This window comes from Nonomuraea sp. NPDC004702, from assembly GCF_053601695.1.
Genome location: NZ_JBSGCE010000061.1, coordinates 1 through 15,497, shown reverse-complemented (window position 1 = coordinate 15,497; position 15,497 = coordinate 1). Strand labels below are relative to the sequence as shown.

Below are 15,497 nucleotides of genomic sequence, written 5' to 3'. Positions count from 1 at the left end.
GCCGGGTGCGGTCCTTGGCGAAGGTAAGCGGGACGTTGGCGATCTGACCGGCGATCTGGCTGACGATCTCTCCGAACTGCTCGATGCCGAAACCCCGAATGTTCTCCCCGCCGGTGGCGGAGTTCTCGTCCGTCCGGCCCCGCGCGTCCATGACCTGGCGGCGCACCCTAGTGACGCGGTCGGCGTCCAGGCAGCGGAAAGCGAGCTCGATGCCGAATCCGGGGTCGATCCGGGCCGGGTCGATTATCAGGTGGCCCATGCCGTAGGTGAGGCCGTAGATCGCCTGTCCAGTGCGGACCAGGAGGCCGAGGGTCGTCTGGTTCTCCTCGGCGACGGGGTGCCCGCTCAGAGCGCTGAGCGGGTCACACCAGTCGGCGGCGGGTGGTTGACCTTGCGGGTTTTGAACCCTTCACGGTCCAGGTAGCGGGGGAGAACGAATGAGCGGAGGCTCGTGTGTGCGATCGCGCCCGCGGCGCGCAGGCGGTAGAGGGAGGTCTTGCGGGTGGTCGAGGGGGTCGTGGTCCTCTCGGCCGCGACCGGGACGGTGTGGTTGTCAGTGCTCATGTCAGTCCTCGTCTGAGGTACAGGGACCATGGTGATCCTGATGGCTGGGAGGTGCGGTGCGCCTTGGACGGCGTAGGTGCCATGCGACGTGCGCACCGGTCCTGGAGCGTCTTGTTGCGTGGCTTGGAGGCCCCCTGTGCGGACGTGGCCCGCGTGCCCAGAGGCTTGGGAGATCGGGATGACTGAGGACGCTCCTGGGTGCCCTGTTGTGCGGACACTCATCATCCGTGGGTCACGGCGGTTAGCGACTGCCGCTCGCGCGGGTAAACAACCACGGCTTGTTAGCGTTGGCGCTAGAGTTCACAAGTGCTAACAACATCTTGGAATGATCGGTTGTTGTCCTGTATGGTCCCCTGATGAGTCTTGGCGAGCACGATGAGGGGACGGCGGCGGCGATCGCCCGGCTGGCCGGCGTCACCCGTGCCGCCGTGGCGAACTGGCGCAGGCGCTATCCGGAGTTCCCTAAACCGGTCGGTGGCAGTGAGCACAGCCCGACGTTCTCTCTCGCGGAGGTCGAGCTGTGGCTGAAGGCGACAGGGAAGGGCGACCAGTTGTCGACGGCCGGACGGACCCATACCGGGACGCAGCGCGTCGACGACTCCGTTCTGTTCCCAGGTGGCAAGCCCCACCCATGGGAGAACAGTTATCTCGATCAGCCGCTAGAGGGGTCGGAGCGCGGCGTCGCTGATTTGACCCCGGGTGAGCTGCTGGCCAGGGTAATGGCGTCGCTGCTGCCGCGTTCGACGGCTTCGGCCCGGTCGTCCGGCGGCTGGGGCGCGGACGTGCCCGTCGTGCTGGATCCCGCTTGTTCGGAGGCGACACTGCTACTGGCCGTCGCCGACCGCTTCGGCACCGAGGTTCGGCTGGCTGGGCAGGATGTCCGGCTCTCGGCTACCGAGGCGGCCGTGCGCAGATTGAGCGACAACCCTCTCGGTACGTTGTACGAGATCTACACCGGCGACTCCCTTCTGGATAACCGGCTTAGGGGGTATCTGGGCGCGGCAGCAGCCGTCGTCTGCGAGCCGCCCTTTGACTTGCCGCGGTGGCCCTCGGCCGAGTTGGCCACCGATCCGCGCTGGGAGTTCGGCATCCCAGCTCCTCGCGACGGGGAACTGGCTTGGGTTCAGCACTGCTACGCGCACCTGCGGCCGCGGGGCGTGGCGGTCGTCGCTGTGACGCCGCGCACTTGTGTGCGGCTGTCGGGGCGGCAGATACGCGCGGCGCTAGTGCGTTCCGGAGCGCTCCGAGACGTGATCGCGCTACCGAAGGGAATGGGCTCCGCCCCCGATACGGACGTCTACCTTTGGGTTTTGCAGCGGCCTTACGGCGCTCCCGACCATCGGGAAGTCCGGATGGTCGACCTGTCGGGACTGGGTGACGCCGCCGACGTCCCGCACGAGTTCGCCGCCTGGGAGCGACTGTTCAGCGACGCCGATCCGACGATCTCTCGCACGGTACCGCGCCTGGAACTCCTCGACGGTGATGCGAACCTGCTGCCGTCCCGCCATGTCACCAAGCGGGTCGAGGCGAGCGCGGATGACTTCGTCCGTGTCACTGACAAGCTGCACGCCCTCCATTCGCGTGCGCTCAAGGGGCTGCCGCGCTTCACCGCAGCGACGGTGCCGACCCGCCACTCGTCCGCCACCCTCGGTGAGCTGGAACGCGCCGGAGTACTGAGCGTCAGGTCGCGCGAGGACACCCCACGTGCCGGGGACGTGTTGCTGCGAACTCACGGTCGCCCGCCAATCGTCGCGACCGGCACCGCCGAGGACGACACCGGGGTCGCGCAGATCATCGAGATCGACCCCGAACGGCTGGACGCCCACTTTCTGGCGACCTTCCTGCGGGCTGACGCTGGAGCGCTCCCGGTGGCCAATACCCTAGGTGCGCTCAACCGCGACGACCTTCGGCGCTGCCGCGTCCCCCGGCTGCCCCTGGCCGAGCAGCGGCGCTACGGCGACGCATTTCGCTACCTGCGGGAGCTGGGGGACGTGCTTGCGGCGCTAGAGAGGGCGGGCACGCACGTAATTGAACAGACTGTGTACGGACTGATCGCCGGCGTTCTGGCACCCGAATTCACGCTGATGAAGAACACTGATGACACGAGTGCTGCTGATGAGGAGAAGAGAGAGCTGTGACCTCGGGACCCAGTCATACCAAGATGGCGGCCGACATCTGGTCAGTGGCAGATCTGCTGCGCGGGGACTACAAGCGCCACGAGTACGGCGGGGTGATCCTGCCGTTCACGCTGCTGCGCCGCCTCGACGCGGTGATGGCTCCCACCCGGCAAGCTGTACGTGGCCGTGACGCCGCGCTCACCGTTCAGAACAAGCAGAAGCTGCTGGAGCTCGCGGCGAAGCTACCGTTCTATAACACCTCGCAGCAGGACTTCTCGACCATCGCGGGCGACCCGCAGAACGTAGCGAAGAACCTGCGTGACTACATCAATGGATTTTCCCCGAACGTCCGGACGATCCTGAGCCGGTTCGATCTGGACAATGAGATCACCCGCCTGGCGGGCGCGAAGATCCTCTACGCGCTAGTCGGGAAGTTCGCCTCGATGCGCGACCTCGACCGGCTCAGCAACCACGACATGGGCTACGTCTTCGAGCACCTGATCCGGAAGTTCGCCGAAGACTCCAACGAAACCGCCGGTGAGCACTTCACTCCGCGCGAGGTCATCAAGTTGATGGTCAATCTGCTGATCGCCCCGGACAAGGACGCCCTCGCCGCGGACGGCCAGGTCATCAACATCCTCGATCCAGCCTGTGGAACCGGCGGAATGCTGACCGCCGCCGAGGAGCACATCAAGTCGCTCAACCCGGACGCCACGGTCTACCTCTTCGGCCAGGAGCTCAACGCGGAGTCGTGGGCGATCTGCCAGGCGGACATGCTCATGCGCGAGCAGCGCGGCAGCATCCACTTCGGCAACTCCTTCAGCGAGGACGGCCACCGGGGGCGGACGTTTGATTACATGCTGGCCAACCCGCCCTTCGGTGTGGAGTGGAAGAAGGTCAAGGACGCGGTCGAGGACGAGGCCACGCTCGGCCACGCGGGCCGCTTCGGCGCGGGGCTGCCGCGCATCAACGACGGCTCGTTCCTCTTCCTGCAGCATATGCTCGACAAGATGGACCCGGTCGAGGGCAAGGGTTCGCGCCTGGCGATCGTCTTCAACGGCTCCCCGCTCTTCACCGGCGCTGCCGAGTCCGGCGAGTCGAAGATCCGCCAGTGGATCCTGGAGAACGACTGGCTGGAGGGTATCGTCGCCTTGCCGGACCAGCTCTTCTACAACACCGGCATCTCCACCTACTTCTGGATCCTCTCCAACCGGAAGCCCGAGAAGCTGCGCGGCAAGGTGATCCTGCTCGATGCCCGTGACCAGTGGGAGAAGATGCGCAAGTCCCTCGGGGACAAGCGCAAGCAGATCAGCGATGATCAGATCAAGCACATCACCGAGCTGTACGTCGACGCGGTGAAGGTCGTGGCAGACGCCGAGCACCGCGACGACGCTAAGGTGAAGATCTTCCGCACCCGCGACTTCGGCTACCACCGCATCACCGTGGAGCGCCCACTAAAGCTCCGCTTCGAAATCACCGAGGACACCCTGACCGCACTGGGCAGCGCGAAGGCCCTAGCGAAGTGGGACGGACGCGAAGCGCTGGTCGAGGCGCTAGCCGGCGTGGTCGGCTCGGTCTGGTGGGCGAAGAAGGATGCGACGAACGCCCTGTACAAGGCCGTCGTCGACAGCGGAGCCCAGTGGCCCGGCACCGCCGCGCTGAAGAAGGCGTTCTGGGCTGCGGTAGCGATTTCCGACCCCGAGGGTGAGGTCCAGAAGGACAAAGACGGTACGGTACTGCCCGACCCGGATCTGCGCGACTACGAGAACATCCCACTCGACGAGGACATCGAGGAATACTTCGCCAGGGAAGTCACCCCGCACGTCTCGGATGCGTGGATCGACTACGACAAGACGAAGGTCGGCTACGAGATCCCGTTCACCCGGCACTTCTACGTCTACACGCCGCCCCGGCCTCTGGCGGAGATCGACGCCGAACTGCGCGAGTTGGAAACGCAGATCCAGGAGCTTCTGGGAGAGGTGACGGGGTGAGCACCGGGCTCGATATTGCGCTTCCAGAAGCCTGGTCATGGTCGCCGATCAAGTTCGCGGTGACCTTCCTGAACCGTGGAACCGCGCCTGACTATGTCGATAGTGGGCCGGTCAGGGTGATCAGCCAGGCGGCAAATCAGCCTGCTGGCCTGGATTGGGAACGCACGCGTTTCCATAACTACAGCGGGGATCCGCGAAGGCTCAAGGGTTACCTGGTCCCGAATGATGTGCTGATCAACTCAACGGGAAACGGAACACTGGGGCGCGTCGGTTACTTCACAACAGCGCCGGACGATCTACCGTGCGTCGCCGATGGGCACGTAACAGTCGCCCGTGCGGACCGCGACGTCGCTGATCCTCGGTTCATGTTCTACTGGTTGAGCTCTACGCCGTTTCAGGACTACATCCACTCAGCGCTCGTTGTGGGTGCGACCAACCAGATCGAACTGAATCGTGAGCGCCTGGCCGGAGCTCCAATCGGTCTGCCTCCGTTGGATGAGCAGCGGCGCATCGCCCACTTCCTCGACGCCGAGACGGCCCGCATCGATGCGCTTACGACCAGGCGGCTTGCCCAGGTGACATCTCTCTGTGAACTCGAGCTGGCTCGGATTGGCGCGCAGCTTGGCGGGTCTGAGCGCAACAGCATGGGACGCATGCGAACCGGCTGGGAGTGGCTGCCAACGATTCCAGGCGATTGGAGTATTGGACCCGTATACGCCTACTTTGATGTTCAGCTCGGCAAGATGCTGAACGCGGATCGCGCGTCAGGGGAGAGGCAGAAGCCTTACCTGCGCAACGCGAATGTTCATTGGTACGAGATCAGCACATTCGACTTGGCTACAATGGTGTTTGAGCCAAACGAAAGGATCCGATACGGGGTCAAAAAAGGCGACCTCTTGGTCTGCGAAGGGGGAGCTGGTGTAGCGGAGGCCGCTGTCTGGGATGGTCAAATTCCCGAAGTCTTCTATCAGAAGTCGCTTCACCGTGTTCGAGCCATCAGCGATGTTCCCGTCGAATGGCTCATGTACTGGCTGCGCTTTTCGAAGGCGGCTGGCGTGTTTGACGCCGATGGCAATCTGGCGACCATTCCACATCTGACCGGCGAGCAGTTGGCGGCATATAGAATTCCCATTCCATCTGACGGTCGCCGTCGGATTGCTGTGCTGAACTCTGAGATCGCTGCCATTCACAAGACGCAGGCAGAGATGACAGCCGCAAATGCCCTCCTCGCCGAGCGTCGTCGGGCGCTCATCACCGCTGCCGTCACCGGGCAGATCGATGTCACGACCGCGCGTGGAGCCGACACATCCAGTCTCTCCCCATCCGAAGGTGCGTTCGCGTGATGCCTGGAGTGCGCAGCGAGCGGAGGTTTGAGGATCGCGTGGAGGCGGAGCTGCTAGACCGTGGTTGGTCGCCGGCACAGGGGACCTTCAACGTCGACCTGGGGCTCGACACCGGGGAGATGTTCCGCTTCATCGGTGCGACGCAGGCGAAGAAGTGGGACCGCCTCGTTGGGTTCTACGGGGGTGACCAAAACGCGGCGCGGCGGCAGTTCGCGCAGCGAGTGGCCGCCGAAGTCGATGCGCGTGGGGTGCTGGACGTGCTGCGGCAGGGGGTGCGGGACCGGGGGGTGCAGATCGACCTGGCGTACTTCCGGCCAGGCCATACCCTGGCCACCGACGCTCTCGCCGAGTACGACGCAAACGTGCTGACGGTTGCCCGGCAAGTGCATTACAGCGTGCGGCATCCGAAGCGCTCGATCGATATGGCGCTCATTGTTAACGGGCTACCGACCGCGACGATCGAGCTGAAAAACCCGAACACCGGGCAGAACGCCGACCACGCCATCGCGCAGTACCGGCGCGATCGGGATCCGAACGACGTATTCCTTTCCAAGCGGGCGCTGGTCCACTTCGCTGTGGATCCTGACCGGGCCTTCATCACCACACGGCTGCGCGGGGCTGACACCCAGTTCCTGCCGTTCAACATTGGATCCAACGGACCCGGCCGGTCCGGCGGGGCGGGGAACCCGGCGGCTAAGCCGGGGTCGTACAGCGTGGACTACCTGTGGGAGGAGATCTGGCAGCGCGACAACTGGCTGGAGATCCTGCACCGGTTCGTGCATATCCAAGTGCCGGACCGGAAGGGCGTGAAGGAGAACCCGCACACCTTGCCGAAGGTGTTCCCGCGCTACCACCAGTGGCACGCGGTACAGAAAATGGTGGACCACGCACGAGAGCACGGGGCCGGGCATCACTACCTGATCCAGCATTCGGCGGGCTCGGGCAAGTCGAACACGATCGCCTGGGTATCACACCGGCTCTCGAATCTCTTCGACGCGGGTAACCAGCCAGTGTTCGACAAGATCATTGTGATCACCGACCGAGTGGTTCTGGACCGGCAGCTGCAGAGGACGATCTTCCAGTTCGACCACACACCCGGCGTCGTCAAGAAGATCGATGTCGATTCGACGCAGCTCGCCGCAGCCCTCGGTGACGCCACCTCGAAGATCGTCATCAGTACCCTGCAGATGTATCCCTTCCTGCTGAAGAAGATCGTCGACATGGGGCTGGCGGGCAAGCGATACGCCGTCATCATCGACGAGGCGCACTCCTCGCAGGGCGGGGAATCCGCGATCCGGCTCAAGCAGGCACTCGGCGCGAACGCGACGCCGCGGGAGGAGGACGAAGACGACGCGACCTACATGACACGGGTGCGCGGCAAACAGCCGAACCTGTCGTACTTCGCGTTCACCGCCACGCCGAAGTCGCCGACGCTAAAGCTGTTCGGGACCTTCGATCCCGGGCGGGTGAACCCTCGCACCGGCGAGATCGGGATGTACGTCCCCTTCCACATCTACTCGATGCGGCAGGCCATCGACGAGGGCTACATCCTGGATGTTCTAGCCAACTACATCACCTACGACACGAAGTGGCGGCTGCGAAACGCGGCCGTCGACCAGAATGAATCCCAGATCGCCAACCCGGAGGTCGACGCCGGCAAGGCGAAGGCGCGACTGGTCCGCCTCGCGGAACTACACCCCAAGTCGTTGGAACAGAAGGCCCGGCTGATCGTCGACGACTTCCGGGAGAACCTCGCCGAGCGGCTCGGCGGGCGAGCCCGGGCCATGGTGGTTACCAGCGGGCGGCAGCACGCACTCGATTTGTACCAGGCGATCCGCAGCTACGTCTCCCTGCGCGGGTACACCGACTGCGGCACGCTCGTCGCGTTCTCCGGTCAACTGAAGGACGACACCGGCCTGGAGTTCACCGAGTCGCAGCTCAACGGCTTCCCCGAGGGGCAGCTGCCGGATCGGTTCGCGTACACCAAGGCCGACGATCCACAGGCTGCCGCACGTCACCAGGACGAGTACCGCCTGCTGGTCGTCGCGGACAAGTACCAGACCGGTTTCGACCAACCCTTGCTATGCGGGATGTACGTCGACAAGCCGCTGACAGGCGTCACAGCGGTACAGACGCTCTCCCGGCTGAACCGGATCCACCCGCTGAAATCCCAGGACGATGTGCACGTCCTGGACTTCGTCAACCAGGCCGCCGACATCCAGGCCGCGTTCGGGGACTGGTTCGAAACGACAATCACCGAGCCCAGCGACCCTAACCTGCTCTACACCAAGCAGCGCGAGGTAATGGAGTACGAGCTGCTGGTCGCCGCGGAGATGGAGGCATTCATCCGGGTCCTGGCGGCAGCCGGCCCGGGCCGGTTGCCTGAGGCGGCCGAGCGGAAGCTCCACGCCGAGCTGCACGAATACCTCAAGCCCGCGTTGGACCGCTTCGACGCGCTGGACACTGACGACGAGCGGGAGGGCTTTCGGGGCGCGCTTCAGGACTACGTACGCGCCTACAGCCTCATCGCGCAGATCGTTGACTGGGGTGACCGGGATCTCGAACGCCTCTACCAGTACGGCCGGATCCTGCTGCTCCGACTGCCCGGACGACCCTCGACCTCCATCGACATCGGGGACGCGGACCTGAGCCATTTCCGGTTGGAGCACACCGGGCGCCACAACGTGTCGCTGTTGGCGGTCGGTGACCGGGCTGTGCGGGGCCACGCCGCTGACGGCGGCGGCTACCGGGAGCCGGAGGTGAAGCCGCTGTCGGAGGTGATCGAGGAGCTGAACGATCGGTTCGGCCTCGGCCTGGGGACCGCCGACCAGATCCTCATCTACCAACAGGTCGTCGGTCTGGTCGAGGACACCGGAATGCAGCAGATCGCGCTGATGAACGACGAGGCCCGGTTCGGACAGGTCGCCGACGACCGGCTCGATGACATCGTCGCGGAGAACGCCGAACGTAACACTGCCTTCATGGAGTTGTATTTCGATAACAACGAGTTCCAGAAGGCGATTAAAGAGGCGGCACGCAAGCGCGCTTACCGGATTATCACCGAGCCCGCACGGGATGAGGCGCTGGCCAAGCTCCGCGCGGAGATGAGGCGGGAAACCGGCGGTCTGGCCGGCTAGGAGTTCCGATCTCGAGATAGAGCTGATGGGGCGTGGAGGACGGGGGCGGACAACCGGTCGAGAGGCGGCTGCTGGCGGGGCGTTACCGTGTGGAGGGGTCGCTCGGCAAGGGAGGCATGAGTGAGGTCTTCCATGGCTACGACGAGCGGCTGGACCGGCGGGTCGCGATCAAAATGCTCCGGACCTCCTCGCTGGGAGCGATCCCGGTCGGGCCGGACAGCCCGGAGGCGGCGGAGATCCTCGACGCCCTGGACCGGGACCGTAGGCGGTTTCTGCGGGAAATCCGTACCACCGCCCAGCTGGAGCACCCCGGCATTCCGGCGGTCTACGACACGGGTGTCGAGACGGCCCCCGGCGGTAGTACGCAGCTGTGGCTGATCATGCAGCTGCTGCGCGGTTCGACGCTGGAGTCGCTGCTGGACAGGGCGGACTACGTCGCCGCGCGGCCGAGCGTGTCCTGGGCGGCGTCGATCGCCGCGCAGATCGCGGCGGTCCTGGTGGACGTGCACCGAGTCGACATCGTCCACCGGGACATCAAGCCCGCCAACGTGATGGTTGTGGACGGCGGCTTGGTGAAGGTGCTGGATTTCGGCATCGCGATCCTGCGTGGTGCGGGGGCGCTGCCTAGGCTCACCCAGGTGGATCGGACTGTCGGCACCCCGCCGTATATGTCGCCGGAGCAGTGCATCGGCCAGGCGGTGGCATCTGCCTCGGACGTATATTCGCTAGGCTGCCTGCTGTTCGAGCTGCTTACCGGTGACGTGCCGTTCCACGGGACGACCGACAGGCCCGTGCGCTTCCATCACCTCCAGTCGGCGGCACCGTCGGTGCGGGCGCGCCGCCCGGATGTCCCGACGGAGCTCGATGTGCTGGTGTCGTCGATGATGGCGAAGCAGCCAGCGGTTCGGCCCTCGGCGGAGGCCGTCTACGAGGAACTCCTCCCCCTCGTGACGATGTCGGGCGGATTGGCCGGTGGGGCGGGGAGCGTCGATGAGAACCGCGACCCGACCCGTCCGTTCCGGCGGCCGCTACTGGCTCCGGCCAAGCGGCAGGAGCAGGGCTCTGGCCGGGGCAAACTCACCGACGACGAATTCGAGGAATTACGAGCCAACGTCCAAGTGCTCCTCGACAACGACCACCCATCCGAAGCGACCCGTCTCCTCGAGGATGGCGTCGCCCGCGCCCAGGACTCGTTCCAGGAATTGCGGCTGCGGCACTTCCTGGCCGCCGCGCATTTCTACGCCGGTGAGTACACCCGCGCGGCGTCGCTGTTCGACGTCGTCGGACGTGACTACCGCAAGCGTCTTCCCCAGAACGACTTCTACGTCCTCGACTGCTCGTATCACGCAGGTCACGCCTACGCCGAGATCGGCAAGTCGGACAAGGCCCTGCCGCATCTGCGCTTCTACGTGGGCAACGCCGTCAACGCCGACCCCGCGGCGAATGACGACACCGCGGAGCGGATACGAGAATCACGCTTCGTAATCGCGCAGATGCTCGCTTCGTCCGGATACCCGGACGAAGCGATAGCGGAGTTCGAAACCGTCCGTCCACTTCTAGCGGAGGCGTTCGGTGCGGACTCGACCCAGATACGGAATCTCGACAGGCAGATCCGGCGTCTGAGGTCTGCTCAAGGAGAGCTGCCCTTCCTCGAATGATGTTTCTTGGTGGACTGCCCGCGCTCGCATCTGTCGACTAGCGATCTGGCCCGGCTGTTCGCTGATGGTGGCCGGTCGGCGGGGCCGTCGCCGCTGCCGCGGGCGGAGAACGATGCGGTGGTGGAGGTGGAGCGGACGGTGAACAAGTACGGCATGGTCAGCCTGGCCGGCCGGTATCTGCTGGCTGCGGAGATTCTGGGCGGGCGCCGGGTCACCGTTCGGATCGAGGAGAACACGCTGATGTTCCTCGACGCTGAGTCCCGGCAGCTGCTGCGGGTCCGGCCGAACCCGCTGATCTTGGCCAAGTGCCCGCAGTTGCCGGTGCTCGCCCGGCCGGGCCGCCGCCGGTGCCGGAGCGGTCGCCGGTCACGGTGCAGTGCCGCGCGAGCGCCTTCGGTGTGATCATGGTGACCCGGCAGAGGGTCTCCCTCGGCCGGCTGTATGTCGGCCGGGCGGTCACCGTGCACGTCAGCGACACCACGCTGACCATCGATCTGGACGAAGGGCCGCGCACGGCGCACCGCACCACCGATCTCCCGGTCCGCAACGTCAACGCTCATCGGCCGTACAAGGTTGGCCATGTTTCCTAGATCACTTGTTGCTCATGTCGTGGGACAGAAACGTCAGGCACCTCATGGGAGTAGACACGTGAAGCACTCCGGCTGACCTGGTGTTTTGTTGAGTTCTCCGTGCGGGAGATGCTGCTCAGGCTGGGACGGCCCATCGGTCGCAAGCCGACCTGACTCAGCCGGCCCCTTTCGAGCTGCGACGTCAGGTTGGCCAGCGAGGAGGCCATCCCGGCCTCATGTATGGCTTGGTCGATGCCGGGTGGTACGTCCGTTGCGATGACGGTTACCTTGGTCCCTTCGCCGGTGGTCAGGTGCCAGGTCATCGTCATGGTGCCCGCGTACGACGGGTCATCGGCCTCGAACACTGCCCGCTGCACCACGCGCTCTGGTGGAACCAGTTCGGTGAACTCGACGTCGACGACGTCCGTCGCGTCTGACGTCTTGCCGGGGCTGTCGGTGGGGTTCAAGGTACGTGAGGATCACCCGGAATCCGCCACTAGCTAGAGGGCGTCGATGGAGGCGATGATGTCGTGTGCGAGGGTGAGGCTGGAGGCGGCCACGAACTTCTGCCGCCTGTCCATCGCCCTGTTGATGTCAGCCATGCTGCCAAACTGGTAGTCCAGTGGTAGGGGGTCGCCTTCGAGGTCGAGGACTGCGCCGCCCGCGGCCTTGAGAATGTAGTGTCCTGGTGCCAGGTCCCAGACGGAGAAGCCCTTCGCGAACTCGATCGTCGCGTCGGTGAAGCCCGCCGCGACGTGGCACAAACTGGCGGACCCGAAGTCGACTCCGACGCGGCCGCGAAGGGCGCCGTCCGTCGAAGGCTGGTTGAGCGCGTCGAGTAGGCGGGTTTGGCGTCCGAGCGGCTGGAGTCGTTCAGCAGGCTTCATCAGGTAGTTCGTGATCAGTGCCTCGTGCAGTTCTGCGAAGCGGCGCACCTTCAGCTCGTGTGCCTTGCCGTCTTGCGTGTAGACGAACGCCTGGTCGTTGCCGTCCTCGTCGCGGGCCGCGAGATACATCTGGAGATGGTGGAAGATGTCGCCCACCACCGCGGCGATGGGTCGGGCGAGGCTGCGGGAGTACACCATCACGTGTGTGTAGCCGTAGAGGGCGCGAACGGCCAGCTCGCTGGTGTCGAGCGGATCGACCACGACGCACAGATCCGGATCTGGGTCGGCTCCGATGACTTGAGGGGCGGCCTCTTCCGAGGCATAGATGTATGAGGGAAGGATCGGGTTCAGAAGCTCTCGGTAGCGCTCATGCATCCATAGATCGTGTGCGGACAGGAAGTTGTCGGAGTGGCGCAGGTTGGCGGCCTCTGATCGTTCACCCGATAGCGCGGCCTGGACCAGGCTGGGTCGGATCTCCCTGATCATCTGAGCGACCAGCTCGACGAGGTTCTGGGGGAGGCCGGGGAGGGCGGGGGAGGGTGTCACTACGGGACCTTCCTACTGTTAGCGCAGCTCCAGCGGCGGTTCGATGCCTGGGGGCTCATCGTCGCGGCGATGGGACCGCCTTGAACCTTGCCGCTCGCATGATGCCAGCGCCGGTCAGATGGTCGAAATCGCTGACTTCGAGTTTCCCCTTGGTCATGGCTCCGAACACCGCGGAGTAGATCTGCGCGCCGGGATGGCGGTCGCGGTTCTCGCGTGAGACGAAATTTGGCTTCCCCTCATGACGTAGAGACCGAACAGGGAGAGGTGTGCTCGTGGCAGCAGTCATGAGGCGTCGCTTCGAGGGGCGCATTGCTGCGGGCTGAGACTAGTGACCCCGGCAGGATTCGTACCTGCGGCACCCGATTTAGGAGTCCGATGGACAACAAAACCCTTCATGCCATCTGCCTGCCTCTTTGTAGGTGAGGTCAGAGCATGCGACCTTCGGTGGGAAGATATGGGGGGACGATCACGGCTGCTGACGTGGTCGCCTCGCGGTGTCGTGCTCCCCTCCGTGAGGCTGTGCTTAGACGAGATGGCATGCCATAGGGAAAGGCCTCGGTAGATGCGCTAGTCGTGACCGTGGCGTGATGTTGGCTGGTCGCGTTGGCCATACCGCTTCTCGGGCATTCCTGTCACGCGCTTCGGAACCTGTAGTACGCATGCGACACGCCAGGTGTTCCGAAGGAGGATTGATGCTGTATGTCGCTTGATAGGTTAATTTATGTGACTTGACTTTGCGGTCCTCTCAGATGTATGACCTGATCAGATGCCGTGGCGGTGGCCCTCCGGGACGGAGTACATCAGCACCCGTGAGAACAGGCATTTGCCCGCTCGGAGTCCAACTAGAGAGGCCTCTGTCGAGAATGGCGACGTCACCATAACCAAGCACAATAGAGAGAGTGCGAGAAATATTGAGGGCGCCCTCGCAAAGCTGTATGTAAGTGATTTCATGGATTCTCCGGAATTCAGGTCAAAATTCTACAGCGAAGATCGCTTTTTGGGACGCTTCCGAAACGATGTCGATATGCCCGGATTCGAGCTACAGACAGCTCATGTGGGCGGGATCCTTATCGGCTTCATCTTTGGTCATCGGCTGCCAAGCGATGACTATTGGTGGAATCATCTCGTCGAGCCAACTGCCAGAGATATGACCAATGAGCAAGGCGGGCGCCGATCGCTCGCATTGATCGACTTTGTCATCCGTAGAGACATGCGTAGGCGACGCATCGGAAGCCGATTGCACTGGAAAATTTTGGAAGGGCGGCCCGAGGATCGCGTGGTGGTGTGCGTAGGCAAGAACCAGGTTCCCGCCTATCCGATGTACCTTCGTTGGTCATATCAAGCAATGGGCCGAGTCCAGGCGTACATGGGTGCGCCGATCCTAGATGTCCTAACCCGTACGCTGAGGTGATGACTGATGTTCGCCACCTATAGCGGCCATGTAGCACAACTATTACCATTAGGTGCCGCAGAGGATTGTTAACGACGGCTATTTAGACTGTGACTCATTTGGGGCTTGGTCGTTAGATCGATCGTGGATGCGTTCCTTTGACGGCTGGTGTCGGATGAGTTGTGGGAGTTGTTCCAGCGGGTGGTACCGCCGGCGCCGACGCGACCGCGAGGTGGCGGGCGACGGCGGGTCGACGACCGGACGATTCTGGCGGCGATCGTGTACGTGGCCACCACTGGGTGTGCCTGGCGGCGGTCGCCGCCGGTCCTCGGCGCCTCCTGGCGGACCGCGCATCGCCGCTTCACCGAGTGGAGCACCCCGCGAGTGTGGACCAAGCTGTACCGGATCCCGCTGGACGAACTCGGCGCCCGCGGCGAGCTGGACTGGTCGCGACGCGCGATCGACTCGGTCAGCGTCCGGGCGAGCGAAGAGAGGAGCTGACAAGCCCGAATCCTGTCGATCGCGGCGAGAAAGGGTCGAAGACTCACCTCATCACCGAACGCACCGGTTCGCCGCCGGCTGTCGCGATCAGCGCCGCCAACATCCACGACAGTCTCGCGCGGGAACCGCTGGCGCGGTCGATTCCGCCGATCCGTTCCCGTCGCGGACCCAGGGCGGCGGCGACCCGGCGAGCTCCACGGCGACAAAGGCTACGACTACCCCCACCCGCGCGCCTTCCCGCGCGACCGGGCAACATCCACCGCATCGCCCGCCGCGGGATCGAGTCCAGTCAGCGCCTGGGACGCCACCGCTGGGTGGTGGAGCGCACGGACTCCTGGGTGGCCGGCTGCCGCCGCTTACACCGACGCCACCAGCGCCCAGCCGACCACTTCGCAGCCTTCGACGCCATCGCCGCAGCCCTCATTTGCTACAACCGACTCACCAAGTGAGTCATCGGCTAGGGGCGGCAGTGATGATGCCTTTACCGCTGGCGGTGGCCCGTACAAGACGATGCCCCTCATGTGAGGATCCGCTTCAGCGTCTCGCGCGTCTGGTCGGCAAAGCTGATGGCGGCGCCGAGGCGGTTGTCGACGGTGATGGCGCGGTGGGCGGGCTGGTCTCGGAGTAGAGGCCCGCTGACGTACGTCCACCAGTGGGCGAGCTTCCAGGTGTCTGGGGGCGCGCCGCAGAACTCGATGTTGAGGTGCCCCGCGTCCTCCGGACAGCTTCCTGATGATCACTTCATGATGCGAGCTGTCGACTCAGGTACTCGTTGTGGACCTCAAGTGGAGTCC

Annotated in this window: 13 protein-coding genes and 1 pseudogene; 10 read left to right on the top strand and 4 right to left on the bottom strand. The window is 64.4% G+C overall.

Going from position 1 to position 15,497, the window contains the following annotated elements:
• Positions 1–19 precede the first annotated feature (19 nt).
• Both ACWEJ6_RS43235 and ACWEJ6_RS43230 read right to left on the bottom strand, forming a co-directional pair.
• Positions 20–349 (bottom strand): annotated as a pseudogene (locus tag ACWEJ6_RS43235) (DUF6119 family protein); the annotation flags it as partial.
• Positions 346–564 carry a hypothetical protein gene (locus ACWEJ6_RS43230; RefSeq protein WP_452431321.1) on the bottom strand — a complete coding sequence of 73 codons (219 nt, stop codon included), beginning with the start codon at positions 562–564 and terminating at the stop codon, positions 346–348. The pseudogene ACWEJ6_RS43235 and the gene ACWEJ6_RS43230, both read right to left, overlap by 4 nt.
• Before the next feature lie 356 nt (positions 565–920).
• Between ACWEJ6_RS43230 and ACWEJ6_RS43225 the strand changes: the two genes are divergently transcribed.
• The 7 genes from ACWEJ6_RS43225 to ACWEJ6_RS43195 are packed head-to-tail and all read left to right on the top strand — an operon-like array spanning position 921 to position 11,400.
• Positions 921–2,702, top strand: a complete 1,782-nt coding sequence (locus ACWEJ6_RS43225; RefSeq protein WP_452431320.1) for an N-6 DNA methylase — start codon at positions 921–923, stop codon at positions 2,700–2,702.
• A 23-nt stretch (positions 2,703–2,725) separates the two neighbouring features.
• Positions 2,726–4,672, top strand: coding sequence for a type I restriction-modification system subunit M (locus ACWEJ6_RS43220; RefSeq protein WP_452431319.1), 1,947 nt, complete (start codon positions 2,726–2,728; stop codon positions 4,670–4,672).
• A complete protein-coding gene (locus tag ACWEJ6_RS43215; RefSeq protein ID WP_452431318.1) occupies positions 4,669–6,015 on the top strand; it encodes a restriction endonuclease subunit S in 1,347 nt (448 codons plus the stop codon). The genes ACWEJ6_RS43220 and ACWEJ6_RS43215 overlap by 4 nt, the downstream gene beginning before the upstream one ends.
• Before the next feature lie 38 nt (positions 6,016–6,053).
• Positions 6,054–9,152 carry a type I restriction endonuclease subunit R gene (locus ACWEJ6_RS43210; protein ID WP_452431317.1) on the top strand — a complete coding sequence of 1,033 codons (3,099 nt, stop codon included), beginning with the start codon at positions 6,054–6,056 and terminating at the stop codon, positions 9,150–9,152.
• A 32-nt stretch (positions 9,153–9,184) separates the two neighbouring features.
• Complete coding sequence (locus ACWEJ6_RS43205; protein WP_452431316.1) at positions 9,185–10,810, top strand: protein kinase domain-containing protein; 1,626 nt, start codon at positions 9,185–9,187, stop codon at positions 10,808–10,810.
• Positions 10,811–10,816: 6 nt separating this feature from the next.
• Entirely contained in the window at positions 10,817–11,212 is a 396-nt protein-coding gene (locus ACWEJ6_RS43200) for a hypothetical protein (RefSeq protein ID WP_452431315.1), read from the top strand.
• A 2-nt stretch (positions 11,213–11,214) separates the two neighbouring features.
• On the top strand, positions 11,215–11,400 hold the full coding sequence (locus ACWEJ6_RS43195) for a hypothetical protein (RefSeq protein WP_452431314.1): 186 nt from the start codon (positions 11,215–11,217) through the stop codon (positions 11,398–11,400).
• Here the strand turns inward: ACWEJ6_RS43195 and ACWEJ6_RS43190 are convergent.
• Positions 11,397–11,846: an SRPBCC domain-containing protein gene (locus tag ACWEJ6_RS43190; protein ID WP_452431313.1), complete on the bottom strand. Its 450-nt coding sequence runs from the start codon at positions 11,844–11,846 to the stop codon at positions 11,397–11,399. The two genes, ACWEJ6_RS43195 and ACWEJ6_RS43190, sit on opposite strands and share 4 nt — an antisense overlap.
• A gap of 33 nt (positions 11,847–11,879) precedes the next feature.
• Positions 11,880–12,752, bottom strand: a complete 873-nt coding sequence (locus ACWEJ6_RS43185) for an inositol monophosphatase family protein (RefSeq protein ID WP_452431312.1) — start codon at positions 12,750–12,752, stop codon at positions 11,880–11,882.
• 1,009 nt (positions 12,753–13,761) lie between these two features.
• Here ACWEJ6_RS43185 and ACWEJ6_RS43180 point away from each other — a divergent pair.
• The 3 genes from ACWEJ6_RS43180 to ACWEJ6_RS43170 all read left to right on the top strand — a co-directional run bounded on the left by ACWEJ6_RS43180 (position 13,762) and on the right by ACWEJ6_RS43170 (position 15,152).
• Positions 13,762–14,223: a hypothetical protein gene (locus ACWEJ6_RS43180; protein WP_452431311.1), complete on the top strand. Its 462-nt coding sequence runs from the start codon at positions 13,762–13,764 to the stop codon at positions 14,221–14,223.
• 147 nt (positions 14,224–14,370) lie between these two features.
• Positions 14,371–14,703 carry a transposase gene (locus ACWEJ6_RS43175; protein ID WP_452431310.1) on the top strand — a complete coding sequence of 111 codons (333 nt, stop codon included), beginning with the start codon at positions 14,371–14,373 and terminating at the stop codon, positions 14,701–14,703.
• Positions 14,589–15,152 (top strand): transposase, encoded by a 564-nt coding sequence (locus ACWEJ6_RS43170; protein ID WP_452431309.1) that lies wholly within the window; start codon positions 14,589–14,591, stop codon positions 15,150–15,152. Before ACWEJ6_RS43175 ends, ACWEJ6_RS43170 begins: the two co-directional genes overlap by 115 nt.
• Positions 15,153–15,497 lie beyond the last annotated feature (345 nt).